General features: G+C 58.4%; 21 protein-coding genes, 1 tRNA gene and 2 pseudogenes. 9 read left to right on the forward strand and 15 right to left on the reverse strand.

Annotated features, from left to right (window positions below; genetic code table 11):
- The 3 genes and pseudogenes from BVER_RS18890 to BVER_RS18895 all read left to right on the forward strand — a co-directional run.
- A pseudogene (locus tag BVER_RS18890) lies at window positions 1-140 on the forward strand (IS5/IS1182 family transposase); the annotation flags it as partial.
- A gap of 44 nt (window positions 141-184) precedes the next feature.
- The gene (locus BVER_RS30360) at window positions 185-331 is read left to right on the forward strand and encodes a hypothetical protein (RefSeq protein WP_232316643.1); all 147 of its coding nucleotides are present in this window, start codon (window positions 185-187) and stop codon (window positions 329-331) included.
- 9 nt (window positions 332-340) lie between these two features.
- Window positions 341-862, forward strand: coding sequence for a hypothetical protein (locus BVER_RS18895; protein WP_050454617.1), 522 nt, complete (start codon window positions 341-343; stop codon window positions 860-862).
- A 194-nt stretch (window positions 863-1,056) separates the two neighbouring features.
- On the opposite strand, the gene BVER_RS32675 is transcribed toward BVER_RS18895, so the two are convergent.
- The 8 genes from BVER_RS32675 to mobA all read right to left on the reverse strand — a co-directional run bounded on the left by BVER_RS32675 (window position 1,057) and on the right by mobA (window position 5,555).
- On the reverse strand, window positions 1,057-1,716 hold the full coding sequence (locus tag BVER_RS32675) for a hypothetical protein (protein ID WP_198155303.1): 660 nt from the start codon (window positions 1,714-1,716) through the stop codon (window positions 1,057-1,059).
- A 104-nt stretch (window positions 1,717-1,820) separates the two neighbouring features.
- Window positions 1,821-2,072, reverse strand: a complete 252-nt coding sequence (locus BVER_RS18905; protein ID WP_198155304.1) for a hypothetical protein — start codon at window positions 2,070-2,072, stop codon at window positions 1,821-1,823.
- Window positions 2,073-2,272: 200 nt separating this feature from the next.
- Window positions 2,273-2,575 (reverse strand): hypothetical protein, encoded by a 303-nt coding sequence (locus BVER_RS18910; RefSeq protein WP_232316651.1) that lies wholly within the window; start codon window positions 2,573-2,575, stop codon window positions 2,273-2,275.
- Between the two features lie 2 nt (window positions 2,576-2,577).
- Window positions 2,578-2,868: a type II toxin-antitoxin system RelE/ParE family toxin gene (locus tag BVER_RS18915; protein ID WP_050454621.1), complete on the reverse strand. Its 291-nt coding sequence runs from the start codon at window positions 2,866-2,868 to the stop codon at window positions 2,578-2,580.
- Window positions 2,856-3,134 carry a CopG family ribbon-helix-helix protein gene (locus BVER_RS18920; protein ID WP_050454628.1) on the reverse strand — a complete coding sequence of 93 codons (279 nt, stop codon included), beginning with the start codon at window positions 3,132-3,134 and terminating at the stop codon, window positions 2,856-2,858. The genes BVER_RS18915 and BVER_RS18920 overlap by 13 nt, the downstream gene beginning before the upstream one ends.
- A 101-nt stretch (window positions 3,135-3,235) precedes the next feature.
- Entirely contained in the window at window positions 3,236-3,661 is a 426-nt protein-coding gene (locus BVER_RS34175; protein WP_232316644.1) for an LPD7 domain-containing protein, read from the reverse strand.
- Window positions 3,661-5,238: a TraI/MobA(P) family conjugative relaxase gene (traI, locus tag BVER_RS34180; protein ID WP_232316645.1), complete on the reverse strand. Its 1,578-nt coding sequence runs from the start codon at window positions 5,236-5,238 to the stop codon at window positions 3,661-3,663. The genes BVER_RS34175 and traI overlap by 1 nt, the downstream gene beginning before the upstream one ends.
- A gap of 2 nt (window positions 5,239-5,240) precedes the next feature.
- Entirely contained in the window at window positions 5,241-5,555 is a 315-nt protein-coding gene (mobA, locus tag BVER_RS18930; RefSeq protein WP_232316646.1) for a plasmid mobilization protein MobA, read from the reverse strand.
- 443 nt (window positions 5,556-5,998) lie between these two features.
- Between mobA and BVER_RS18935 the strand changes: the two genes are divergently transcribed.
- From BVER_RS18935 to BVER_RS18940, 4 genes are all read left to right on the forward strand, one after another.
- Window positions 5,999-6,256, forward strand: a complete 258-nt coding sequence (locus tag BVER_RS18935) for a hypothetical protein (RefSeq protein WP_050454630.1) — start codon at window positions 5,999-6,001, stop codon at window positions 6,254-6,256.
- A 50-nt stretch (window positions 6,257-6,306) separates the two neighbouring features.
- Window positions 6,307-6,405 (forward strand) — tRNA-Ser (locus tag BVER_RS31715).
- Between the two features lie 545 nt (window positions 6,406-6,950).
- Window positions 6,951-7,139, forward strand: coding sequence for a hypothetical protein (locus tag BVER_RS31720; RefSeq protein ID WP_157056128.1), 189 nt, complete (start codon window positions 6,951-6,953; stop codon window positions 7,137-7,139).
- 83 nt (window positions 7,140-7,222) lie between these two features.
- Window positions 7,223-8,482 (forward strand): hypothetical protein, encoded by a 1,260-nt coding sequence (locus tag BVER_RS18940; RefSeq protein ID WP_157056129.1) that lies wholly within the window; start codon window positions 7,223-7,225, stop codon window positions 8,480-8,482.
- 292 nt (window positions 8,483-8,774) lie between these two features.
- On the opposite strand, the gene BVER_RS18945 is transcribed toward BVER_RS18940, so the two are convergent.
- The 7 genes and pseudogenes from BVER_RS18945 to BVER_RS35700 form a co-directional block, all read right to left on the reverse strand.
- Complete coding sequence (locus BVER_RS18945; RefSeq protein ID WP_050454623.1) at window positions 8,775-9,134, reverse strand: hypothetical protein; 360 nt, start codon at window positions 9,132-9,134, stop codon at window positions 8,775-8,777.
- Between the two features lie 107 nt (window positions 9,135-9,241).
- The gene (locus BVER_RS18950; RefSeq protein ID WP_050454624.1) at window positions 9,242-9,460 is read right to left on the reverse strand and encodes a hypothetical protein; all 219 of its coding nucleotides are present in this window, start codon (window positions 9,458-9,460) and stop codon (window positions 9,242-9,244) included.
- Window positions 9,461-9,740: 280 nt separating this feature from the next.
- Entirely contained in the window at window positions 9,741-11,048 is a 1,308-nt protein-coding gene (locus BVER_RS18955) for an ATP-dependent nuclease (RefSeq protein ID WP_232316647.1), read from the reverse strand.
- On the reverse strand, window positions 10,963-11,706 hold the full coding sequence (locus BVER_RS34185) for an AAA family ATPase (RefSeq protein WP_232316648.1): 744 nt from the start codon (window positions 11,704-11,706) through the stop codon (window positions 10,963-10,965). Before BVER_RS34185 ends, BVER_RS18955 begins: the two co-directional genes overlap by 86 nt.
- 766 nt (window positions 11,707-12,472) lie before the next feature.
- Window positions 12,473-12,802: a hypothetical protein gene (locus BVER_RS34190; protein WP_232316649.1), complete on the reverse strand. Its 330-nt coding sequence runs from the start codon at window positions 12,800-12,802 to the stop codon at window positions 12,473-12,475.
- A gap of 33 nt (window positions 12,803-12,835) precedes the next feature.
- Window positions 12,836-12,994, reverse strand: coding sequence for a tyrosine-type recombinase/integrase (locus BVER_RS34195; protein ID WP_232316650.1), 159 nt, complete (start codon window positions 12,992-12,994; stop codon window positions 12,836-12,838).
- A gap of 221 nt (window positions 12,995-13,215) precedes the next feature.
- Window positions 13,216-13,935: pseudogene (locus tag BVER_RS35700) on the reverse strand (tyrosine-type recombinase/integrase); the annotation flags it as partial.
- 297 nt (window positions 13,936-14,232) lie between these two features.
- Here BVER_RS35700 and BVER_RS18970 point away from each other — a divergent pair.
- Together BVER_RS18970 and BVER_RS18975 are read left to right on the forward strand one after the other, a co-directional pair.
- The gene (locus tag BVER_RS18970) at window positions 14,233-15,525 is read left to right on the forward strand and encodes an HlyC/CorC family transporter (protein ID WP_050454626.1); all 1,293 of its coding nucleotides are present in this window, start codon (window positions 14,233-14,235) and stop codon (window positions 15,523-15,525) included.
- 81 nt (window positions 15,526-15,606) lie between these two features.
- Complete coding sequence (locus BVER_RS18975; RefSeq protein WP_050454627.1) at window positions 15,607-16,773, forward strand: GspE/PulE family protein; 1,167 nt, start codon at window positions 15,607-15,609, stop codon at window positions 16,771-16,773.
- The last annotated feature ends 118 nt before the right edge of the window (window positions 16,774-16,891 follow it).

Genomic DNA, 16,891 nt, shown 5'->3' on the forward strand with positions numbered 1-16,891 from the left:
ATCTCGTTGAACGCTTCTTTAAGCGTATCAAGCATTTTCGTCGCGTCGCCACTCGATATGACAAACTCGCCCACAGCTACCTCACCTTTGTCTCCATCGTGTCTGCCTTCGGGCCGCTCTTAAATGTAGACAGGACCTAGTCCCCGACAAGGTCATCAACTGGGTGGGCGGCGTCGCACCAGCCATGATCGGTGGCGACCATAGCGAGAGGACCAAAACCGCGCTCAACACCATGCTGGCAAAATTCGATATTCGTCCGTCTGGTGGTGGTAGCAAGCGCCCGCTGGGTGGGACAAATCCTTCATCCAAGCCTGATGGCATCAGAGAATAGGAGAACGCAATGCGACTGCTAAGACTTGCATCCGAGCTGTTCTATATCGCGACATCCGTGCTGGCCGCGCTCCCCTTATTCGTGTATTCGGTATGGGCCGGCAGATTCCTGCACTCAGGCGCGGCCCTTATGACAATGGTTGCATCTGTCGCCTGGGTCGCGGGCGGTCTGCTATTGCTATCGAAATGGCGCCGATCGCGCGACAGCGACATGCGCAAGCTCATCGCGTCGATTGCACCGAGCTTCCGGCCACAAGTCGAGCTTGCCGACTACCTCAACACGCGATATGTCGGCCTTGATTCGGTGACAGGCAAAGCGGTTGTCATTGATCGCGAGAAGAACGTCGCAAAATGCGTGCCGCTCGCCTACATTCAAAGCGCCGAAGTTAGCGACGCCGGCGACGCGATCCATTCGGCATTCACGTTCAGCTTCCGCGACTTTGCCAATCCTTCGATGCAGATCCGCATCAACAGACTTCGAGCCGAAGATACCAGCGCTCGTATTCGCTATGCCTTGGAGCACGCCGCATAGCGGCTGAAGAAAATCAACCCACCGGGCCTGTCGGCCCGATTTTTCCATATAAAGGTTGTGCGGACCTCGTGCAACGGCAGGATTTCACGCTGGGCCAATCCTTGTCGGCGCTGCTCAAGCGCCGCCATCTATCACATCGCCTGTTGCGTCGTGCAGTCAACGCTCTAGGCGATGACGGTACGACACACAGTCCACTACGGCTCATCCCGCACCAACGTCGCTATGGCCGCGACATGGTCCGCATCCGCCACGACAGGGCAGTGGGTATAGCCAAGATCGATCAACGCATACAGCCGATGACGGCCATCCGTGATCTCAGTCCGGCCGCGATCAAAAGAGAGGTACGGCATGTAAACGGCCTTACCCAAAGTAAATTCTTGATGGACCCGAGCGTACCGATCCGGCCGGAAAGTCTCCCTGTTTCGTTCAGAAGGATTAGCCGCCCAGATGGAGTCGCCCTTCAGCGCGTTGCTGAGAAGCGCCATGTTAACCTCGATTACGCATGCGATAGGATCGCTGGTCGCCGTGACTTCGAAATTCCCGTAGATGCGTCGCGCCTTCTTTTCACGCGGCCGAAAGTAGTCTTCCAGTGCCACTTCCGGCGCTGGCCCAGAATTCCATATCGATCCAAATCCATCGTTGGCACATAGCACCGCCCACGCCGAATACGGAATAGGTGATACATTGCCCAACCAGTTCTCCACGTGACCGCTGTCCGCTAAGCCGAGAAGTGCCGTCACACCTTCCGCAGACAGTTGACTCACTTCGATCACCTGTCGGATTTCCTCGCCTGTTGGGATCGACCACGAATCCGCCCGCCAGAAGCAATCCATGGGAATCGGGGGGATCGACATACGAATTCCTCCATCTGTAGCCTGTAATCTATTTCGCGTTGACTCCAGCCACGGCGGCCGACGTCAGCACGGCGGCGGCCGCGATCGACAGCAGCCGGGCGGTTTCAGCCTCCATGCGGATTTCCAATCGATCTGAGATGGGTGATCATCCGCGTGTTGTTACTGATCGACGTCGACCGAAAGCCGCCATTCTTCTGCAGGTCTTCGACGTGCTCTGGCGAAAAACCCATGTCGATCAGCGCTGCGCCGTCGCCTTTCGCCAGCGCTTTGTTGGCCCTGCGCATGACGGAGTTCGCCCACTGAAGGCGCGCGATTTCATCCCGGATTGCATTCGGGCTAAGATTTTGAGTTGCCATGCCATCACCTCGTACATAGGTGGTGTTTGTGGAAGTCCCGTCCGCGTGCGCCAACACACGGGCGGGGCGCCTAATCCGGTCAGGTCGACGGCGGGGCCTCCTGGCCTGAGTTCTTCTGCTCGCCGAGCTCGGCGAGTATGTCGGGCTGCAGTTCAAGCCCGCCGGCATAAACCAGCGGCGTACCACAGCACGTGTAATCGTTACTCATTGTCTTTTTTGATCCGAGCCACCAATTCAGCTCGCTTTTTGGCAAAGAAGGCCCGTGCATCATCGTCAGATACAGATTCATCGGGGTTATCAAGAGCCTCTTGGACCTGATCACGAAACCACTGGTCATAAGCCACAGCATCGGCAAGCAACTGCAGCGTCGGCTCGTGTCGAACTGTGACCCACTCCAAGATCAACCAGTAAGCCTGCAGAGGCGACAGTCCTTGCTCGGCCAGAACCGCCGCCGCCTCATCGTGGAGCATGTCGATCCGCGCCTTCGCCTCTTCGTCGGTCATGATCAATACCCCGCTTCCTTCTGGTGTCGGACAGCCAAGATCGTGACAGCATCGCCATCGAAGCGGTACCGGGCCACGTAACCACTATCCCCGAAATCGATGGGCCACTCCCGATACTGCTCGGGTAGATCTTCTATGAGACGTCCCATTCGAGGGTGAGTACCGAGAGCCTGTACGCCTTGTCTAATCGCTTCGCCAGCCCGCCTCGCGGCGTCAGGATTTTTCGTCCGCAGGAAGTCGCGCAGTCGCTGCATATCCCGGATAGCCGCCGACGCAAAGATTACCTGTGGCATTCTGGCGGAGGCAGTTCGTCTTCAGTTCCCCAGCTCGCGAGCCATTTATCCACTTCCGCAGCGGTCGCGTGCACGCCAGTCGCCTGAAACTCATCCCATGCCTTGAGCGTGTCTTGGTTCAACGACTCACGCTTTTCCTCGCGCTCGACGTACTGCTCAATAGCTTCACGCATGATCCAATGCGGGGTACGCCGACGAGCCTCGGCCAAGTGCTGAACCCGCCCTTTCAGTTCATCATCAAGCTTGATGGATGTTGCCGTAACCATGACACGGCCTCCGTAGCAAAAGGTAATACCTGAGACTACTATAGAGCTAAACGCCGCCCGAGTCCATGCAACCCCAATTTTGGGTTGGCCCATTGCCCAGCTCATGGCTTTCTGGGTCGGCGAGTGGTTTGCCGGGGCAGTTGCTTCGCTGCGGCCACAGTTTTGGCGCGCCGCAACGCTTCCTGCTCGGCGTCTCGGAGCCGGACGTCAATTCGATGCTCGACCATAAGGTCAATCGCGCGTCGCTTGAATTCTTCGCTGCCGCTGAGCTCGAATGCGCCCCCGTACTTCTCCGCGGCCAATCGCAGCGCAATCGTGATTGACGCGTCGTCGCCATCGCCTTTGGCAAGTACGTCGATGCGTCGGCCGAGATCAATGAAAGCATCACGACCGTCGTCCAACCGATAGATAACCGCTCCGTCCCGGCGGACGCGGAAATGCAGTCCATCAGCGACGTTTCGTGCAACCGGATCGACATCGTCAACGTCGATGACGCCGTCGGCATCATCATTGGCCAGCGCTCGCACTAGCTCTTGCGCCCGTCGCTTCTCACTGTAGACAAAGCCGCGTAGCTGGCCGATAGCCGCCTGGCGCTCAACCCACTCGCGATATGACAGCCTGCGATTCGTTGGGTCCGCATATAGCGTCTGACGCTCTCTGCGGATCTCGCTCCGCAGTCGATCGCGCACCCGCAGCGTCTCGAACGCGACGACGCTGCGCTGTACAGCACGTTGCGGGCGGCAGCGTCCGTGACAGTCTCTCGGATCTCACGCCGCTTCTGACGGCCAGCTTCGCGGATATCCGAGAAGCGCTGTCGCACAGTAGCCGGGTCGAGTCGGCGATATACGAACGCGCTCTTGTACTCGCCGTACCGGGCACGCAGCTCACGTCGAGCTTGTGCACGCTCCTGGCGCCGTTCCTCCCGCATTTTCGGATCGCGTTTTGGCGGCCGATCCTTGTCGTAGGTCAGAACGGCGTTGGCCGTCGACGCGGACGGCTCGAACGGCCCGAGCCGTTTGACCAGCCTGGCTCTACCCAGCGCCTCGTGCATGTCGCTGGCCTTAATCGGCGTTGTATCGCCTGAGTTTAGGTCGTAGATCGCGAAACTCTGCCCCTTCTCACGCAGTTCGAGACCATGCTTCGCGAGAAGATTGTGGAGTTGCCGCCACGTAAGCTTGTCGTTTTTCAGCGCAGCCAGCAGCGCCTTGCGCGGCTCGCCGCGGGCGTAGCTGAACAGGCTCTCCTGATCGGCATGCCGTTCCATGTCGGCCGCCGGCGTCGGTCGCTTGCCCTTCGTGCTGGGATCTTTGCTCGCCCAATCGATGACGACCTGGCCGTTGCGCTCGAACACAGCGTACGGACCATTGTCGTGCTGCCAGCTGTATTTGAGCTCGAGTTCTCGCATCGCGCGATCCAGCTTGAAGTAGTCGCGCTCAGGATAGACTGCCGCGAACGTGTCGGGATCCACGCGATTTACGGCGATGTGCAGGTGCGTGTTGTCGGTATCGCGATGCACGGCAAAAACGTACTGATGATTCGCCATGCCAACAGCACCAAGCGCGTGCGCACCGCATTCAAACGCTTGCGCATCAGTCGGTGATTCATTCCCCGGCCACGACAGAACGACGTGGTATACGGCGTCCTTAACCCGGGCATTCTGAGCTGCCACCGCCTTCATCTCAGCAGCAGCGGACAGCAATGTCAGGCAATTGTGTTCGCACGCTACGCCCATTGGCGTTACGAGACGTTCGGCCTGACCGAGGAGTCGCCCGGACCAGAGTTCCGCGAGGGCTTCCGCTTCGGCTTGGCTAGGTGCTGGCTGAATCGGCTCCTTTTCAAGACAGAGATCGACCCGCCGCGAGAGCGCCCTCTGTTGGAATTCGCGGTCAATTTGCGGTGACTGTCGAAGGTAGGTCGCTGCCAGCCGAAGATGCTCTCTAGGACGCGCAAGAATCTTGAGATGCTTTTCTCGATCGTGTGGGTCGCTCGGATCGACCTCGTCGCTCAGATGCTTCTGATCTTCATCGCGATTGGTGATGTACTCCACCAAATCCGTAAAACTCGATTTCAAATCCTCTCGTCGAGGTGGAATTTTGGCCAGCATATTCAGTCACCGATCCGTGAAATTGCCTCGCGAATCTCAACGAGGATGGCAGCATATTCTTTCGACAGCATTCCACCGCCTTCATTGAACAGGTGCTTCTGCAAGCCACCGAGCCTACGAAGTTCATTGAGAATGTGCGCCTCGATCTTCGTGCGCGTGCGGCGACCAAGCGCGGCCGTGAGCACGAATTGCCCGACGCTCATGCCGCAATCGCGCGCCTTCCCGCGGACCAAAGCTTCCTCGTCCTCGTAACACCGTATTGGTGGAAGCGTGCCGGTCCTTCTTCGTTGTTCGCTCGTACTCATCGTCACGTCCATCTCTCTCGAAGTCGGGGTCTCGGGGCGAAGCCCTGAGCAGGCGCGGTAGGCTGCGCATAGGGGAGTGAAACGACTGGTGCGCTGCCGGTTGTGATGGCGCCAATTTGGCGGCATCACAAACCCTACCATGTCACCGAAGTTACGCTGTCGTTCTTGGAAGCTTGAAGGTAGCTTGGAAGGGCGGTCTTTCCCAAGCAGGGAATACGGTATCAAGGAGGGTTTTCGAATTACTCTTAACAACACTTTTTAGACATGATTCGGCAAACGAAAAGGTGTTGTGACAATCAGACACACGACCGGACTAAAACCCTCGTGAGATACCCCGAGAAGGACAACTGAAACGAAATGACGATGGCGCTCACGCCACGCCTTCAAAAGCGACTGGCGCGAAGGCTGGAACTGGCCTCGACGGCCTATCGATCGATGAGAAACGAGTGGACACCATGCGAACCTGGACTGACGATCAACTGGCGAACTATGAGACGGCACTGGAGACGATTGGCAACGTGATCGCGATTACCTCGCGCGACATTGCTAACGAGCAGGAAAAAATGCAGCCTGATGCCGATCGGATAAACGAATTACTGGCACTCCAACGGCGACTCAATCACGAGCGCCACGACTTGCGAATCGATGATGATGCAGCCGTTCAGAAAGCGATTGAGATCTACAGCAAGATCGTCCGTGCCGGGCGACTTTGAACAACGACGACCGGAAATTTGCCGGACGATCCACCGGCAAGCTCGCGATTGCCTGTTTTGGCAGCAATGAGGTAGATTTCCGATGGACTCCATTCCGCAGATGATTTGAAATCATCAGGTGGCGGGTTCGAGTCCTGCAGCCGGCACCAAATAAAACAAGGGCTTAGCTTCGGCTAGGCCCTTGTCGCATCTGCGGACTGTCAACGGATCGTCAACGGCGCGTGCCGTCTCAACTGACGGAGCCTTTCAGCAGAATTTCGGCCCTGCTAGTTGCTCTTCGTGCTAGCTCCGTTCCTCCTCTCGTCAATGAATTCGCCCACGCGGCGCTGGCATCGGCTTTGCTCCGCTCTATGAATCACCGGAACGCAAAAGCGGGGCGCGACGAGCAAAGCAGTCACTAGGCAAATCTTGCTATTTTCTTGACCTGCTTGTGGAAAATGACTCGAAAATTCTCAAGCAGCGACCGAAATTACCTAATTGATGCGATGCAACGTTGTTATGTTCGCCAAGAAGCATACTTGTTCGCTTGACTGCGGGAAAACAGCAACAACGGCGTTAAAGTTTTTCATTAATATGCCGTTGATTGAGTGCACAATCTGTAGCACCGTGCAGCTCTTGCGGACCAAGTGAGTTATGCGTTATGATCGTGCGCTTTTGCGCGCCTCTACTTTTCTACTTTGATCGAGGGGCTATCATGAGCGATCGTTTTCATCAAGGCATGCGTGTGCACATTCCGAACGACAACTTGGTTAAGTGGGCGGACTCGAAAGTCGGCCAGCAGGCACTGAGTGACGCCGCTCGGGCGGCGTGCCAGTCGATCGCAGCCCTGAATTCCGAGCGGGAAATACGTCGAGAGGATCTGCACCAACCGATCACTCTTTGACGGGCTCGGGGGGGCATTTGCCAGCGTACCAAGTCTTCCCGTATACCGTCGACAACCTTATTCAGTGCTTCGTTGATGGTTCGATGCTAACTACTTCAATCGACGCGGTGCGCGAGAAGCGACACCGCGTTTATTTTGAAGAGTACTTTGCGGAGTTGGGTGCAGCGACGATCGTGGTTGAGTGCGACTACGTCGACCGGGACTACCTGGAGGACTATGCTGCGTACTACGACCGCTGCTTTCGGGAATACTCGCGGCGTACACAGCGACTCCATTTTTTTCGCAACGCGTTCGATGATGCGGCATTCGAGGCCGTTCTCGTTCGATCGCCATCTGCAGTGCTCGATGAAGCCGGGCTGCGAGAATCGTATCTTGGCTTCATTGTCGTCAAGCCGCTCCACATCACAATTGTAGGCCGCACCTGCCTCTCGACATATCCCGACGATGGCGGGCGTCGTTGGTTCCCGATTTTAAGAAAATATCCAGTCTCCCTCTTTGGGATCGACTTGGAGATTGAAACGCTCGCCTACCAAGAGCAGGACACAGTCGTCGCTGCGTGTGCAACCAGTGCTTTATGGTCCTGCTTCCAAGGTACCGGGAAACTATTTCAGCATGTTATTCCGCCGCCCGTCGAAATAACAGACTGGGCGGGCGATCACCTGCCGGAAGATCTTGTCGCGGCTAGCTCCCGGGCCTTTCCAAATAGCGGGCTGACTGCGACGCAGATGGCGCATGCCGTCAAGCGCGTGGGCCTTGAGCCGTTCGCTGTAGGGACGGAGACTCGGTATGGGCTAAACAGCGTCACATACGCCTATCTGCGAGGCAAGATCCCTTCATTGCTCGCTTGCCAACTGCACAGCGATTTGGGCACCCCCGACGCGCGTTCGATGGGCGGCCATGCGATTGCCCTGACCGGTTTTTCGCTTGGGAACCAAGCGACCATTCCTTCCGGTTCGACAGGCTTCTTGTTGCGAGCTTCGCGAATCGACAAGTTGTACGGGCACGACGACCAGGTTGGTCCTTTTGCCCGCATGGTCTGGGAAACGACAAATATGCCGGCCGAACCTGCTGGTACTGTTCCGCAGCGGGAGCTATTGCGAACGTCTTGGGAGGGGGTGATCCACGCGGATCCCAACTTCGTTCTGGTGCCGCTGTACCACAAGATCCGGATACCGTTCAACGTGGTACACGACGCAGTGCTTGAGCTCGACGCGGTGGTGGAGCCGATGCGCCAAGTCTTCTTTTCGACTGTGGCTCGCGCTGAGTGGGATATCTACCTCACAACCGTCAACGATTATAAGGCGTCTGCGAGGTCTGAACGAACACCCGGCACTCGGCCTTGACCTTGCGGCATCGGTGACCGCTAGCTTGCCGCGCTTTCTCTGGCGCGTCATCGCACGAACCGGCGAACAAGTTCAGCTTGATATCCTCTTTAATGCCACTGGCATCGCACAGTATGACCTAGTTGTGCACGTCGTATCGTCTGGGGCGGAATACCCGCAAATGATTGCCGCAATTGCATTGGGTGGACAGGCAGTTCTTGCGACGTTGAAAACTCAGACGAGGGCGCTCTTCAATCGCTTTGTAGTTTCGCCGCTGGCCCCGACAGCACCATAGAGGGTAACTCGGTGTCCGTTATGTTTGGGGCGGGGCGCTCTGTGCTGCAAGCTTGTCTTTTTCGTGGTAGGAGGGTTGTCTGCTCGGAAACTTCGCTGCGACCTCCTTCGCATGCGCAATGTCTGCCTCGGCCAGCTTGCCGAAAGGTCTCAGCCGCTGGCTGTTGCCCGGCGCCTTGAACCACGAATCGTTCCAGGGAAGGGTTGTCCTTCTCTCAAGATCAAAACGCGTGACTTCGTTCAGGTTCGATGCGGGATTGTTGTTGGGGTCCACCTCGAATTCATAGGACTCAAGTACTGCGCCCTTGGTCGTGGTGCGCTGCGTACTCGCATAAGCGACCTCGACCCAGGTGGATTGGTCGGATTTCTTCTGGAACACCCGCAGTACTAGCGACGGACGAGACTTGGGGCCGGGGTTAAACGGGGCCTGCTCATCCGGGAAATAGCATAAGGACGAGAGCGCCAGCAGACAGTTTCAGCGCCCCGTCACTGCTCATCGTCGCAGTCCACCTCTGTTATTTCTTCCAGATCGTCCGGTATGCGGGAGTTCAGCCCCTCCCACTGAACCATAGTCAATCGTCCACCATCCGCTCCACCTGCGGCGCGTTTGAGCAGATTCTGCATAGTGAGGCTCGCCTCCCTTTTTGCCTGAGGGGAGGCAGGAAGCGAACCAGCGAACGAATAGAGAATTTTCTTGGAGGTCATTTAGGTGCGCTCACGGAGTTAATGGGAACAATCGCGCACAACAGCGTAGTATAGCGCTAGACGTATGGGCTGTCAGCACCGGTGACTTGCAGCGAAGTCGCGCTTGTTGACGCGGTGCAACACGTCTACGTGCAGTTACGGTTACTCGATGCTCTTTGCGTGCGGGTTTTGACTATCGATCTACTGCGCCTGCCTCTGCGAGCCGTGCCAATGGATTGAGATGCCTCGCTTCCTGTAGGTGAAAGACGACGAGCAAAACGCGGCTCGAAATCATGACCTCTCAAGCCCCAAGCAAAGCATTGAACGTCTTGAATAGGTTTTCGGCACGGTCCAGCATGGTCGCAATGTTAGCGTCTGTTCCGTCCAAGAATGCTGGGTTGCGGATAAGCCAGCCGGCCGGGGCGAAGTGATCAAAGTCCTCGACCTCGCTTGGCATAACACGGAATGCGGCTTCGGCTTGCTTGACCACGCGTTGAGTTTTGGGATCCGCAGTCTGCAAACGCTCTGCGGTCAGTTTGTTCTCAGCTTTCAGGCCGAAAGTTTCGTTCAAGAGTTCTGCGTATTTTTCGTGAGGGAACAGATCCTCCACGTCGCTCTCATCTTGGCCGGTGAAGTCGGCGATCGTGAACACTTGATCGGCTTGCAGAAGCGCATGCTTGCGCAACTTCTCGATCTTGGATTTCTCGTCCATCGCCACGTCGCACAGCACCGCCATGTTCAGGCGGTTCGCGCCGAAGAGTGAGGCAAATGCGGCGATTTTGTCGACGCCGCCACTCGGACAAAGCGTCCAGCGTGGGTCAAGCCCCGTGCGTTTGCGCTGCGTCAACCCCGACGACAACGCTTGCAGATAAAGCACGTCGGATGGCCCTTCCACCAGCAATGTGTTTTTCCCGACGAACAGGCTTTGCGTCAGGTCATAACCTAAAGCGCCTTGCAGAGGGAACAGCGTGTCCTTGCTGACCATCAACACGTCGTCTCGAACCTTCGTCCCTTCCACCTGGGCTCGACGGCGATGGTCGTATTTCACGACGTCTTCGACGATCTGCACGTCCGCGAGGCGGTCGCTCGGCACCATGAACGGCGAATGAGTCGTGAAAATCACCTGATGGTCTGGCAGCAGGCGCTCCTCAATGTAGCGCAGCAGGTCCGCTTGCGCCCTGCCGTGCAATGTCAAGCCGGGCTCGTCTAGCAAAATGACGGCCTTGCCGGTGGTCTTTTGCAGTTGTTTGAACTGCGCGAGGAATGAAAAAAACCAAACGAAACCCGCGCTACGTTCCGACAATGGCACGCTGGCGCGATGGTGCTGGTTGGTAATCCAAGCCTTGGCGACGTTGCCGGTATTGAACGGAGCTGGGTCGGCCGGGAGCCCTGCCACGATGTCGATCTTCACGGACAATGCATCGTTTTGGGTCCAGAAATCGAAAATTTCGTCCGATATTTTGTTTGATGCACCTTCGCACTTGGCTTTCAAGTCTTCAAGTTTTGTCGCTGCCGCCAACTCTTCAACGGACGTACCTACCGGCGTAGGCCAGAAAATCCAGAAAAATGCTGTCGGACGGCGTGAGTGTGTTCGTTGCCTTGGCCGCATTGAGCGCGTTGATGGAGACCTCTCCCGACATTCGGTTGAAGTGCGAGGTCAGGAAGAACCTAGGCAGCCCCTTAGCCACGATGTCGATGACGGCGTGGATGAAATTTTGCTCTCGAAGCGCGACCAGCGCCGCGTTGAGAGCTTGGAGCCGCTCCGACTGTTGACCGACGGCGGCGATAGCGGTCACCGCCTCCTTCGCGCTCTTCGCGTCCTTAAGCATCGCTCGTTCGGTAGCATCAAGTTGATGTTTCCCCATGAGAAACTCCAACGCCGCTCGTGCATCGATTGACACGCTCCAGAGGGCGCCGCTGTAGCCAATTCCATGTTCCATGCCGAAGTCGCGGCTGGTCAGGGTTGCGTCTCCGAAAGCGGTGGCAACCGCCCCGACTTCGGCGTCGTCCAGTGTCCACACCGTTTTGACGACCCGTGACTTGCCGTTGGGGTGGCGCTCGTCAAAATCGCTGACGAAGCGCCGCGGGTAATCACGCGTCCTGTCGTAACTGAAATCTCCGTAAGGATTCAAACCATAAAGGGCGGTGATCAGCGCCGTTTTCCCAGCTTCGTTTTTTCCGACGAGGCATGTCATGTCGCCCACGTTGAACTTGCCGCTGTCCTCAACCGATCGAAAGTTCGTTACCCGCACCGTTTTCAGTTTCACGCTGGCACTCGCTTTTTTTTGATTTAAATGAATAGGGCCTTAGCGCCCGAAGCGAAAACCATAGCACAACCTCGGCGTGGTTTTGCGGCGTGGCGGTTTGCCGCCGGCATCGCCCGCCCCGTTCTCCACAATGGCGAACGCGGAAACAAAGTTTCCTGACCGGTACGTCAAAGCGTAGAACCGCTGCGCCCCTCCGCCGGCTCCTAGAAACCGTCTTGGGCTTCATAGATGGGTATTTTCGGCTGCCTCATTCCTCCTCGAAGATTCGACATTTCGCCGTCGGCTACTTGACGTTATTCGTCCTAGTCGACGATGGCGGAGCACCCCGGCGTTACACGAACCGATGACCCACCGTTCCCTGCAAGTGTCGGCGATATACGAGTGAATCGTCCTTTCGTCCACAGGTCGTCGCTGGTAGAAAAAGGTAGAAGAAAGGTAGAGGCTCCGCGGCGCCCGGGAAAGCCTTTACCAGTAAGGCTTCTTGCATAGCCAGCGGAACGCTATCCCGAGAAATCGGAACGCTATCCCGAGAAATCGGAATGCTATCCCGAGAAATCGGAATGCTATCCCGACACGCCGGAACGCTATCCCGATGACCGCGGAACGCTATCCCGAATCGAAACGTGTGTTGTCCACAACCTATCACGAGTTGGAATCGTCCCATTCGGCAATCTCCTTCCCCGTGCGCACGCCACGCGGGATGCTTGGACCGCGATAGCCGCTGCGCGCATTGCCAACGTGCATCGTCGGCCTAGGCGCAGGTCGCTCAGCGCGATGCCGTTCGCTTCTGCCTGCATGCGACCGTATTCACCGCGCATGCCTCGAAGCCGAGGCATCGAAGTTGAATGCGGACCTTGAGGCGGAATGGACGTTGTTCACCAACGCTGCGGCACGAGAAGCAGGTCGGCGCCAGCGGAAAGAGGGGCGGGCAGAAGCCCGCTGTCGGCGCGAAGAGACATCTCCGCAAGCTGTACTCTTTCAGCCTGTCAGCAAGTCGCGCCATCAAGTCCATGCGCTCATGGACGATCGCCACGACCAGCGCCGGAGCATCCTCGCGTGGCAGGCAAAAAATGCAATGATGTTCGCTGCGCCCCATACGCAGTGTCGGGTAGAGGACCCTGATACGTCGCTAGTCCAGTTTCTTCGCTAAATCCTCGGCGCGTGGGTGGTAATACCGCTTTAGCATCCGCAAATCGCGATGCCCTGTCACAGCTGAAAGTTCAAGAACATTGGAGAGCTTGTCAGCCAGCCGCGACGCCACCTCATGGCGGGTATCGTGAAAATGCAAGTCACTGAGAAACCCTGGAAGAGGCTTCTTTCCGGCTTCCTCGCAATCGCGGCTGCGTATTGCTGCTGTGCTCTCTCGATCGCCCGCGTGAACCCCTTCCGGAGCGCCATTGCGGCCGTTGCAAAGACGGGACCGACGGAACGTTCGCCAGTTTTGTCGGCGATATACGACGGTAGCGCCTTCAAGATGCGGGTCGCCCGTGTCGAAAGCGGCACCGTACGCGCGTCCCCATTTTTCGTATCAGGCAGATAAGCGGTGCGCCGCTCGGGATCGACGTTTTCCCATTGCAGTGATAGCAGCTCGCCGCGTCGCATTGCCGTTTCGAGGGCAAGCTCGACGAGCGGCAGCAGCCATGGGTTCCGCGCGCCTTTGCTGAAGGTTCCATCCTCCCGTCGCTCACCGCCCGTTAGCGCGGCCATCAAGTAGCGCTCTTCGTCAGAGGACAGCCGTCGATCCCGCGAGCGCGCCTTTTCTGGCCGCTTGATATACGGAACAGGGTTCTCGACATAAATACCCCACTCGCGCCGCGCGTGATTCAGCACCGTGGAAAGCACGTCGATTTCCCGGTTGACCGTTGCACCAGTCACTTCCTTGAGTCGGCGATCGCGCCACTTCGCCAACGCGGCGCTCGTGACGGCGGACATCTTCAGCTCCACGAGCACCTTGTCGCGCAGCAGCACGTCGATCTTGACGGACTCGATCATCGACGACTTCTTTTGAGGGGTAACATCCTTCTGATACCGCCGGAGCACCTCCGCAAGCGTGTTTTTCTCCGCCTCCCGCCGGTCGACGAACCCGGAGGTTTCGAGCTCTCGCTCGACTATCCGCACCCATTTCTCCGCGTCTTCCTTGTACATGAAGGTGCGCGATTGCTGCGGAAACCCCTTTCGCCGAACCTTAGCCTGCCACTGAAGATCGCCCCGCTTGGTAATCGTGCCCATCCACCGTTGTCCCAAATTTGTCCCAACAAATACTACGATGGCGACAACACCCCCGTCAAACCGTCTTTTGACTTAGACGTTCGGGACGTAGAGGCCGGAGGTTCGAATCCTCTCACCCCGACCAGAATTTCGAAAAACCCGCATGGTTCGCCATGCGGGTTTTTTCTTTTGCGGCAACATTTCTTTCGCGGCAACAATCAGGCGATCCTTGCAACGGCAGACATCAAAATCCGTCTGCTATAGTCCATTGCATCTCCCTCCGCCCCATTCCGCTACTTCGACTACTCGATCAATCGCGTGGACAACCTTCCTTTATGGGCGCAAATCTGCGCCATTTTTCTGCTGCTGTTCCTTTCCGGTTTCTTCTCCATCTCCGAAACGTCGATGATGGCGCTCAATCGCCATCGCCTGAAGTTTCTCGCCAGCCAAGGCTCACTGCGCGCCCGCACGACGCAGGGCCTGCTCGCCAAGACCGATCAGTTGCTGTCCGTCATTCTGATCGGCAATAACCTGATCAACACGATCATCCCGGTGCTCACCACATCGATCGCGCTGCGCACTTTCGGGCACAACAATCTGGTGCTGTCGATCACGACCGGCGTCATCGCGTTTCTGATCATCGTGTTCGCGGAAATTGCGCCGAAGATCGTCGGCGCGACGTATCCCGAAAAAGTGGCGCTGCCCGCGAGTCTCGTGCTCGCGCCGCTGATGCGCATTGGCCGGCCGCTGATCTGGTTCGTGAACCTGTTTGCCAACGCGATTCTGGCCGCGCTGCACATCAACACGAAAAACAAGCGCGATCAGCGTATTTCGCCGGAAGAACTGCGCACCATCGTGCTGGAAACCGGCAGTTTCATGCCGACCAAGCACCGCAGCATCCTGCTCAATCTGTTCGATCTGGAAAACATCACCGTCGACGACGTGATGATTCCGCGCTGCCGAATCGAAGCGCTCGATTTCGATGCGCCGTTCGAGCAGATCCTGCATCAACTGGAAACCTGCTACCACAATAAGCTGATCGTCTATCAAGGCGACATTGATCGCGTGATGGGCGTGCTGCATGTGCGCAAGACGCTGTCGGCGCTGCATAGCCAGGAACTGGAGCGCGAAACGCTGCGCGAACTGCTCGCCGAGCCGTATTTCGTGCCGGCCGGCACGCCCGTGTTCCAGCAATTGCAGTTCTTTCAGGAGAGCGGCCAGCGCATCGCCGTGGTCGTCGACGAGTACGGCGAACTGCAAGGGCTGGTGACGCCGGAAGACATCATCGAGGAGCTGATCGGCGAATTCACCACGACGATTCCGCGCGGCGCGGGCTCGCGCGGCGGCTGGGACGAGAACGGCGAGTGCATCGTCGCGGGCAGCATGCCGCTGCGCGAACTGAATCGCTGGCTGCATCTGCAATTGCCGACCGATGGCCCGAAGACGCTCAACGGCCTGATCCTCGAAACGCTCGAAGACATTCCCGATGGCGACGTGTCGATTCTGATCGCGGGCGTGCACTTCGAAGTAATGCGCAGCGACGATCAGGCGATCCGCACCGTGAAGATTTTCCGGCCGCCGGAAGGCGTGCAGCAACGCGCCGCGCGTTAATTTGCCTATGCCATTCGGATGAATGGTCAGATGTGACGGCCCACGCGATGATCGAGCGAACTCGACTTCGCAGGCCTTCACATGAATTCCCCCGCTTTCATCACCGCATCCGGCGACGACGCGCCCGCCGTCTCGCTGCTCACGGAAACGCTGCGCGAAGCCGCCGCGCGCGGCGCATCCGATATCCACATCGAACCGTCCGAGCATGACTGGCGCATCCGCTTGCGTGTGGATGGCGCGTTGCATGTGCTGCGCCGGCCGCCTGTGCATCTGCGCGATGCGTTCGTCACGCGGATCAAGGTGCTGGCGCGCATGGATATCGCCGAGCGGCGCGTGCCGCAGGACGGGCGTCTGCGCCTGACGCTGCCGGGCGCGCAGACCGGCGACTATCGCGTGAATTCGCTGCCGACGCTGTTCGGCGAAAAGCTCGTGCTGCGCAGGCTGGACGCGCTGCCGGCCGATCTGTCGCTGGCGGCGCTCGGGCTGGATGCGCGGCAAAGCGGCATCGTCGAGGCGTCGATTCGCGCGCCGCACGGCCTCGTGCTCGTGACGGGGCCGACCGGCAGCGGCAAGACGCTGTCGCTCTATTGTTTTCTGCAGATGCTCAACGCGAACGCGCGCAATGTCTGTTCGGTCGAAGATCCCGCCGAGATTCAGCTTGCCGGCATCAATCAGGTCAGCGTGCGCGAGAAAGCCGGGCTGAACTTCGCGGTGGCGTTGCGCGCCTTCATGCGGCAGGACCCGGACGTGATCATGGTCGGCGAAATCCGCGACGCGGAAACCGCCGACGTCGCCGTGAAAGCCGCGCAGACCGGCCATCTCGTGCTGTCCACGTTGCACACGAACGACGCGCCCGCGGCCATCGCGCGGCTGATCGATATCGGCATCGCGCCGTACAACCTCGCGTCGGCGCTGCGGCTCGTGACGGCGCAGCGGCTGGTGTGCAAGCTGTGCGAGGCGTGCCGCGCGCCGTCCGCGCTGGCGCTCGATGACGGCTTTCGCCCGTTCGAGCCGCGCGGATGTCCGGCGTGTCACGGCATCGGGTATCGCGGGCGGATCAGCGTGCATCAGTTGATGCCGGTGTCTGATGCATTGCGCGAACTGATCGTCGCGCGCGCGGCGACGCATGAAATCGCGCGGCTCGCTCAGTCCGAAGGCATGCCGACCTTGCGCGATGCCGCCTACGCGCGCGTGCGGGAAGGCATCACGAGCATCGCCGAGGCCGACGAAGCGACGGAAATCGCGTGATGCGTGCTCAATCGGCTCCATCGACGGAAACGCGTTTCGCGTGGCGCGGCATGGACGCGCACGGCACGCATCGGCACGGCCGGTTGATCGCCGCCGACGCATCCGACGCGCGCGATGC

Source organism: Candidatus Burkholderia verschuerenii, from assembly GCF_001189365.1.
Taxonomy (GTDB): Bacteria; Pseudomonadota; Gammaproteobacteria; order Burkholderiales; family Burkholderiaceae; genus Caballeronia; species Caballeronia verschuerenii.

Coding starts and splice junctions, on each gene's coding strand:
- BVER_RS30360 (WP_232316643.1), top strand. CDS start 185: ATGATCGGTGGCGACCATAGCGAGAGGACCAAAACCGCGCTCAACACC.
- BVER_RS18895 (WP_050454617.1), top strand. CDS start 341: ATGCGACTGCTAAGACTTGCATCCGAGCTGTTCTATATCGCGACATCC.
- BVER_RS32675 (WP_198155303.1), bottom strand. CDS start 1,716: ATGTCGATCCCCCCGATTCCCATGGATTGCTTCTGGCGGGCGGATTCG.
- BVER_RS18905 (WP_198155304.1), bottom strand. CDS start 2,072: ATGGCAACTCAAAATCTTAGCCCGAATGCAATCCGGGATGAAATCGCG.
- BVER_RS18910 (WP_232316651.1), bottom strand. CDS start 2,575: ATGACCGACGAAGAGGCGAAGGCGCGGATCGACATGCTCCACGATGAG.
- BVER_RS18915 (WP_050454621.1), bottom strand. CDS start 2,868: ATGCCACAGGTAATCTTTGCGTCGGCGGCTATCCGGGATATGCAGCGA.
- BVER_RS18920 (WP_050454628.1), bottom strand. CDS start 3,134: ATGGTTACGGCAACATCCATCAAGCTTGATGATGAACTGAAAGGGCGG.
- traI (WP_232316645.1), bottom strand. CDS start 5,238: ATGCTGGCCAAAATTCCACCTCGACGAGAGGATTTGAAATCGAGTTTT.
- mobA (WP_232316646.1), bottom strand. CDS start 5,555: ATGGACGTGACGATGAGTACGAGCGAACAACGAAGAAGGACCGGCACG.
- BVER_RS18935 (WP_050454630.1), top strand. CDS start 5,999: ATGCGAACCTGGACTGACGATCAACTGGCGAACTATGAGACGGCACTG.
- BVER_RS31720 (WP_157056128.1), top strand. CDS start 6,951: ATGAGCGATCGTTTTCATCAAGGCATGCGTGTGCACATTCCGAACGAC.
- BVER_RS18940 (WP_157056129.1), top strand. CDS start 7,223: ATGCTAACTACTTCAATCGACGCGGTGCGCGAGAAGCGACACCGCGTT.
- BVER_RS18950 (WP_050454624.1), bottom strand. CDS start 9,460: ATGACCTCCAAGAAAATTCTCTATTCGTTCGCTGGTTCGCTTCCTGCC.
- BVER_RS18955 (WP_232316647.1), bottom strand. CDS start 11,048: ATGCGGCCAAGGCAACGAACACACTCACGCCGTCCGACAGCATTTTTC.
- BVER_RS34190 (WP_232316649.1), bottom strand. CDS start 12,802: ATGGGGCGCAGCGAACATCATTGCATTTTTTGCCTGCCACGCGAGGAT.
- BVER_RS18975 (WP_050454627.1), top strand. CDS start 15,607: ATGAATTCCCCCGCTTTCATCACCGCATCCGGCGACGACGCGCCCGCC.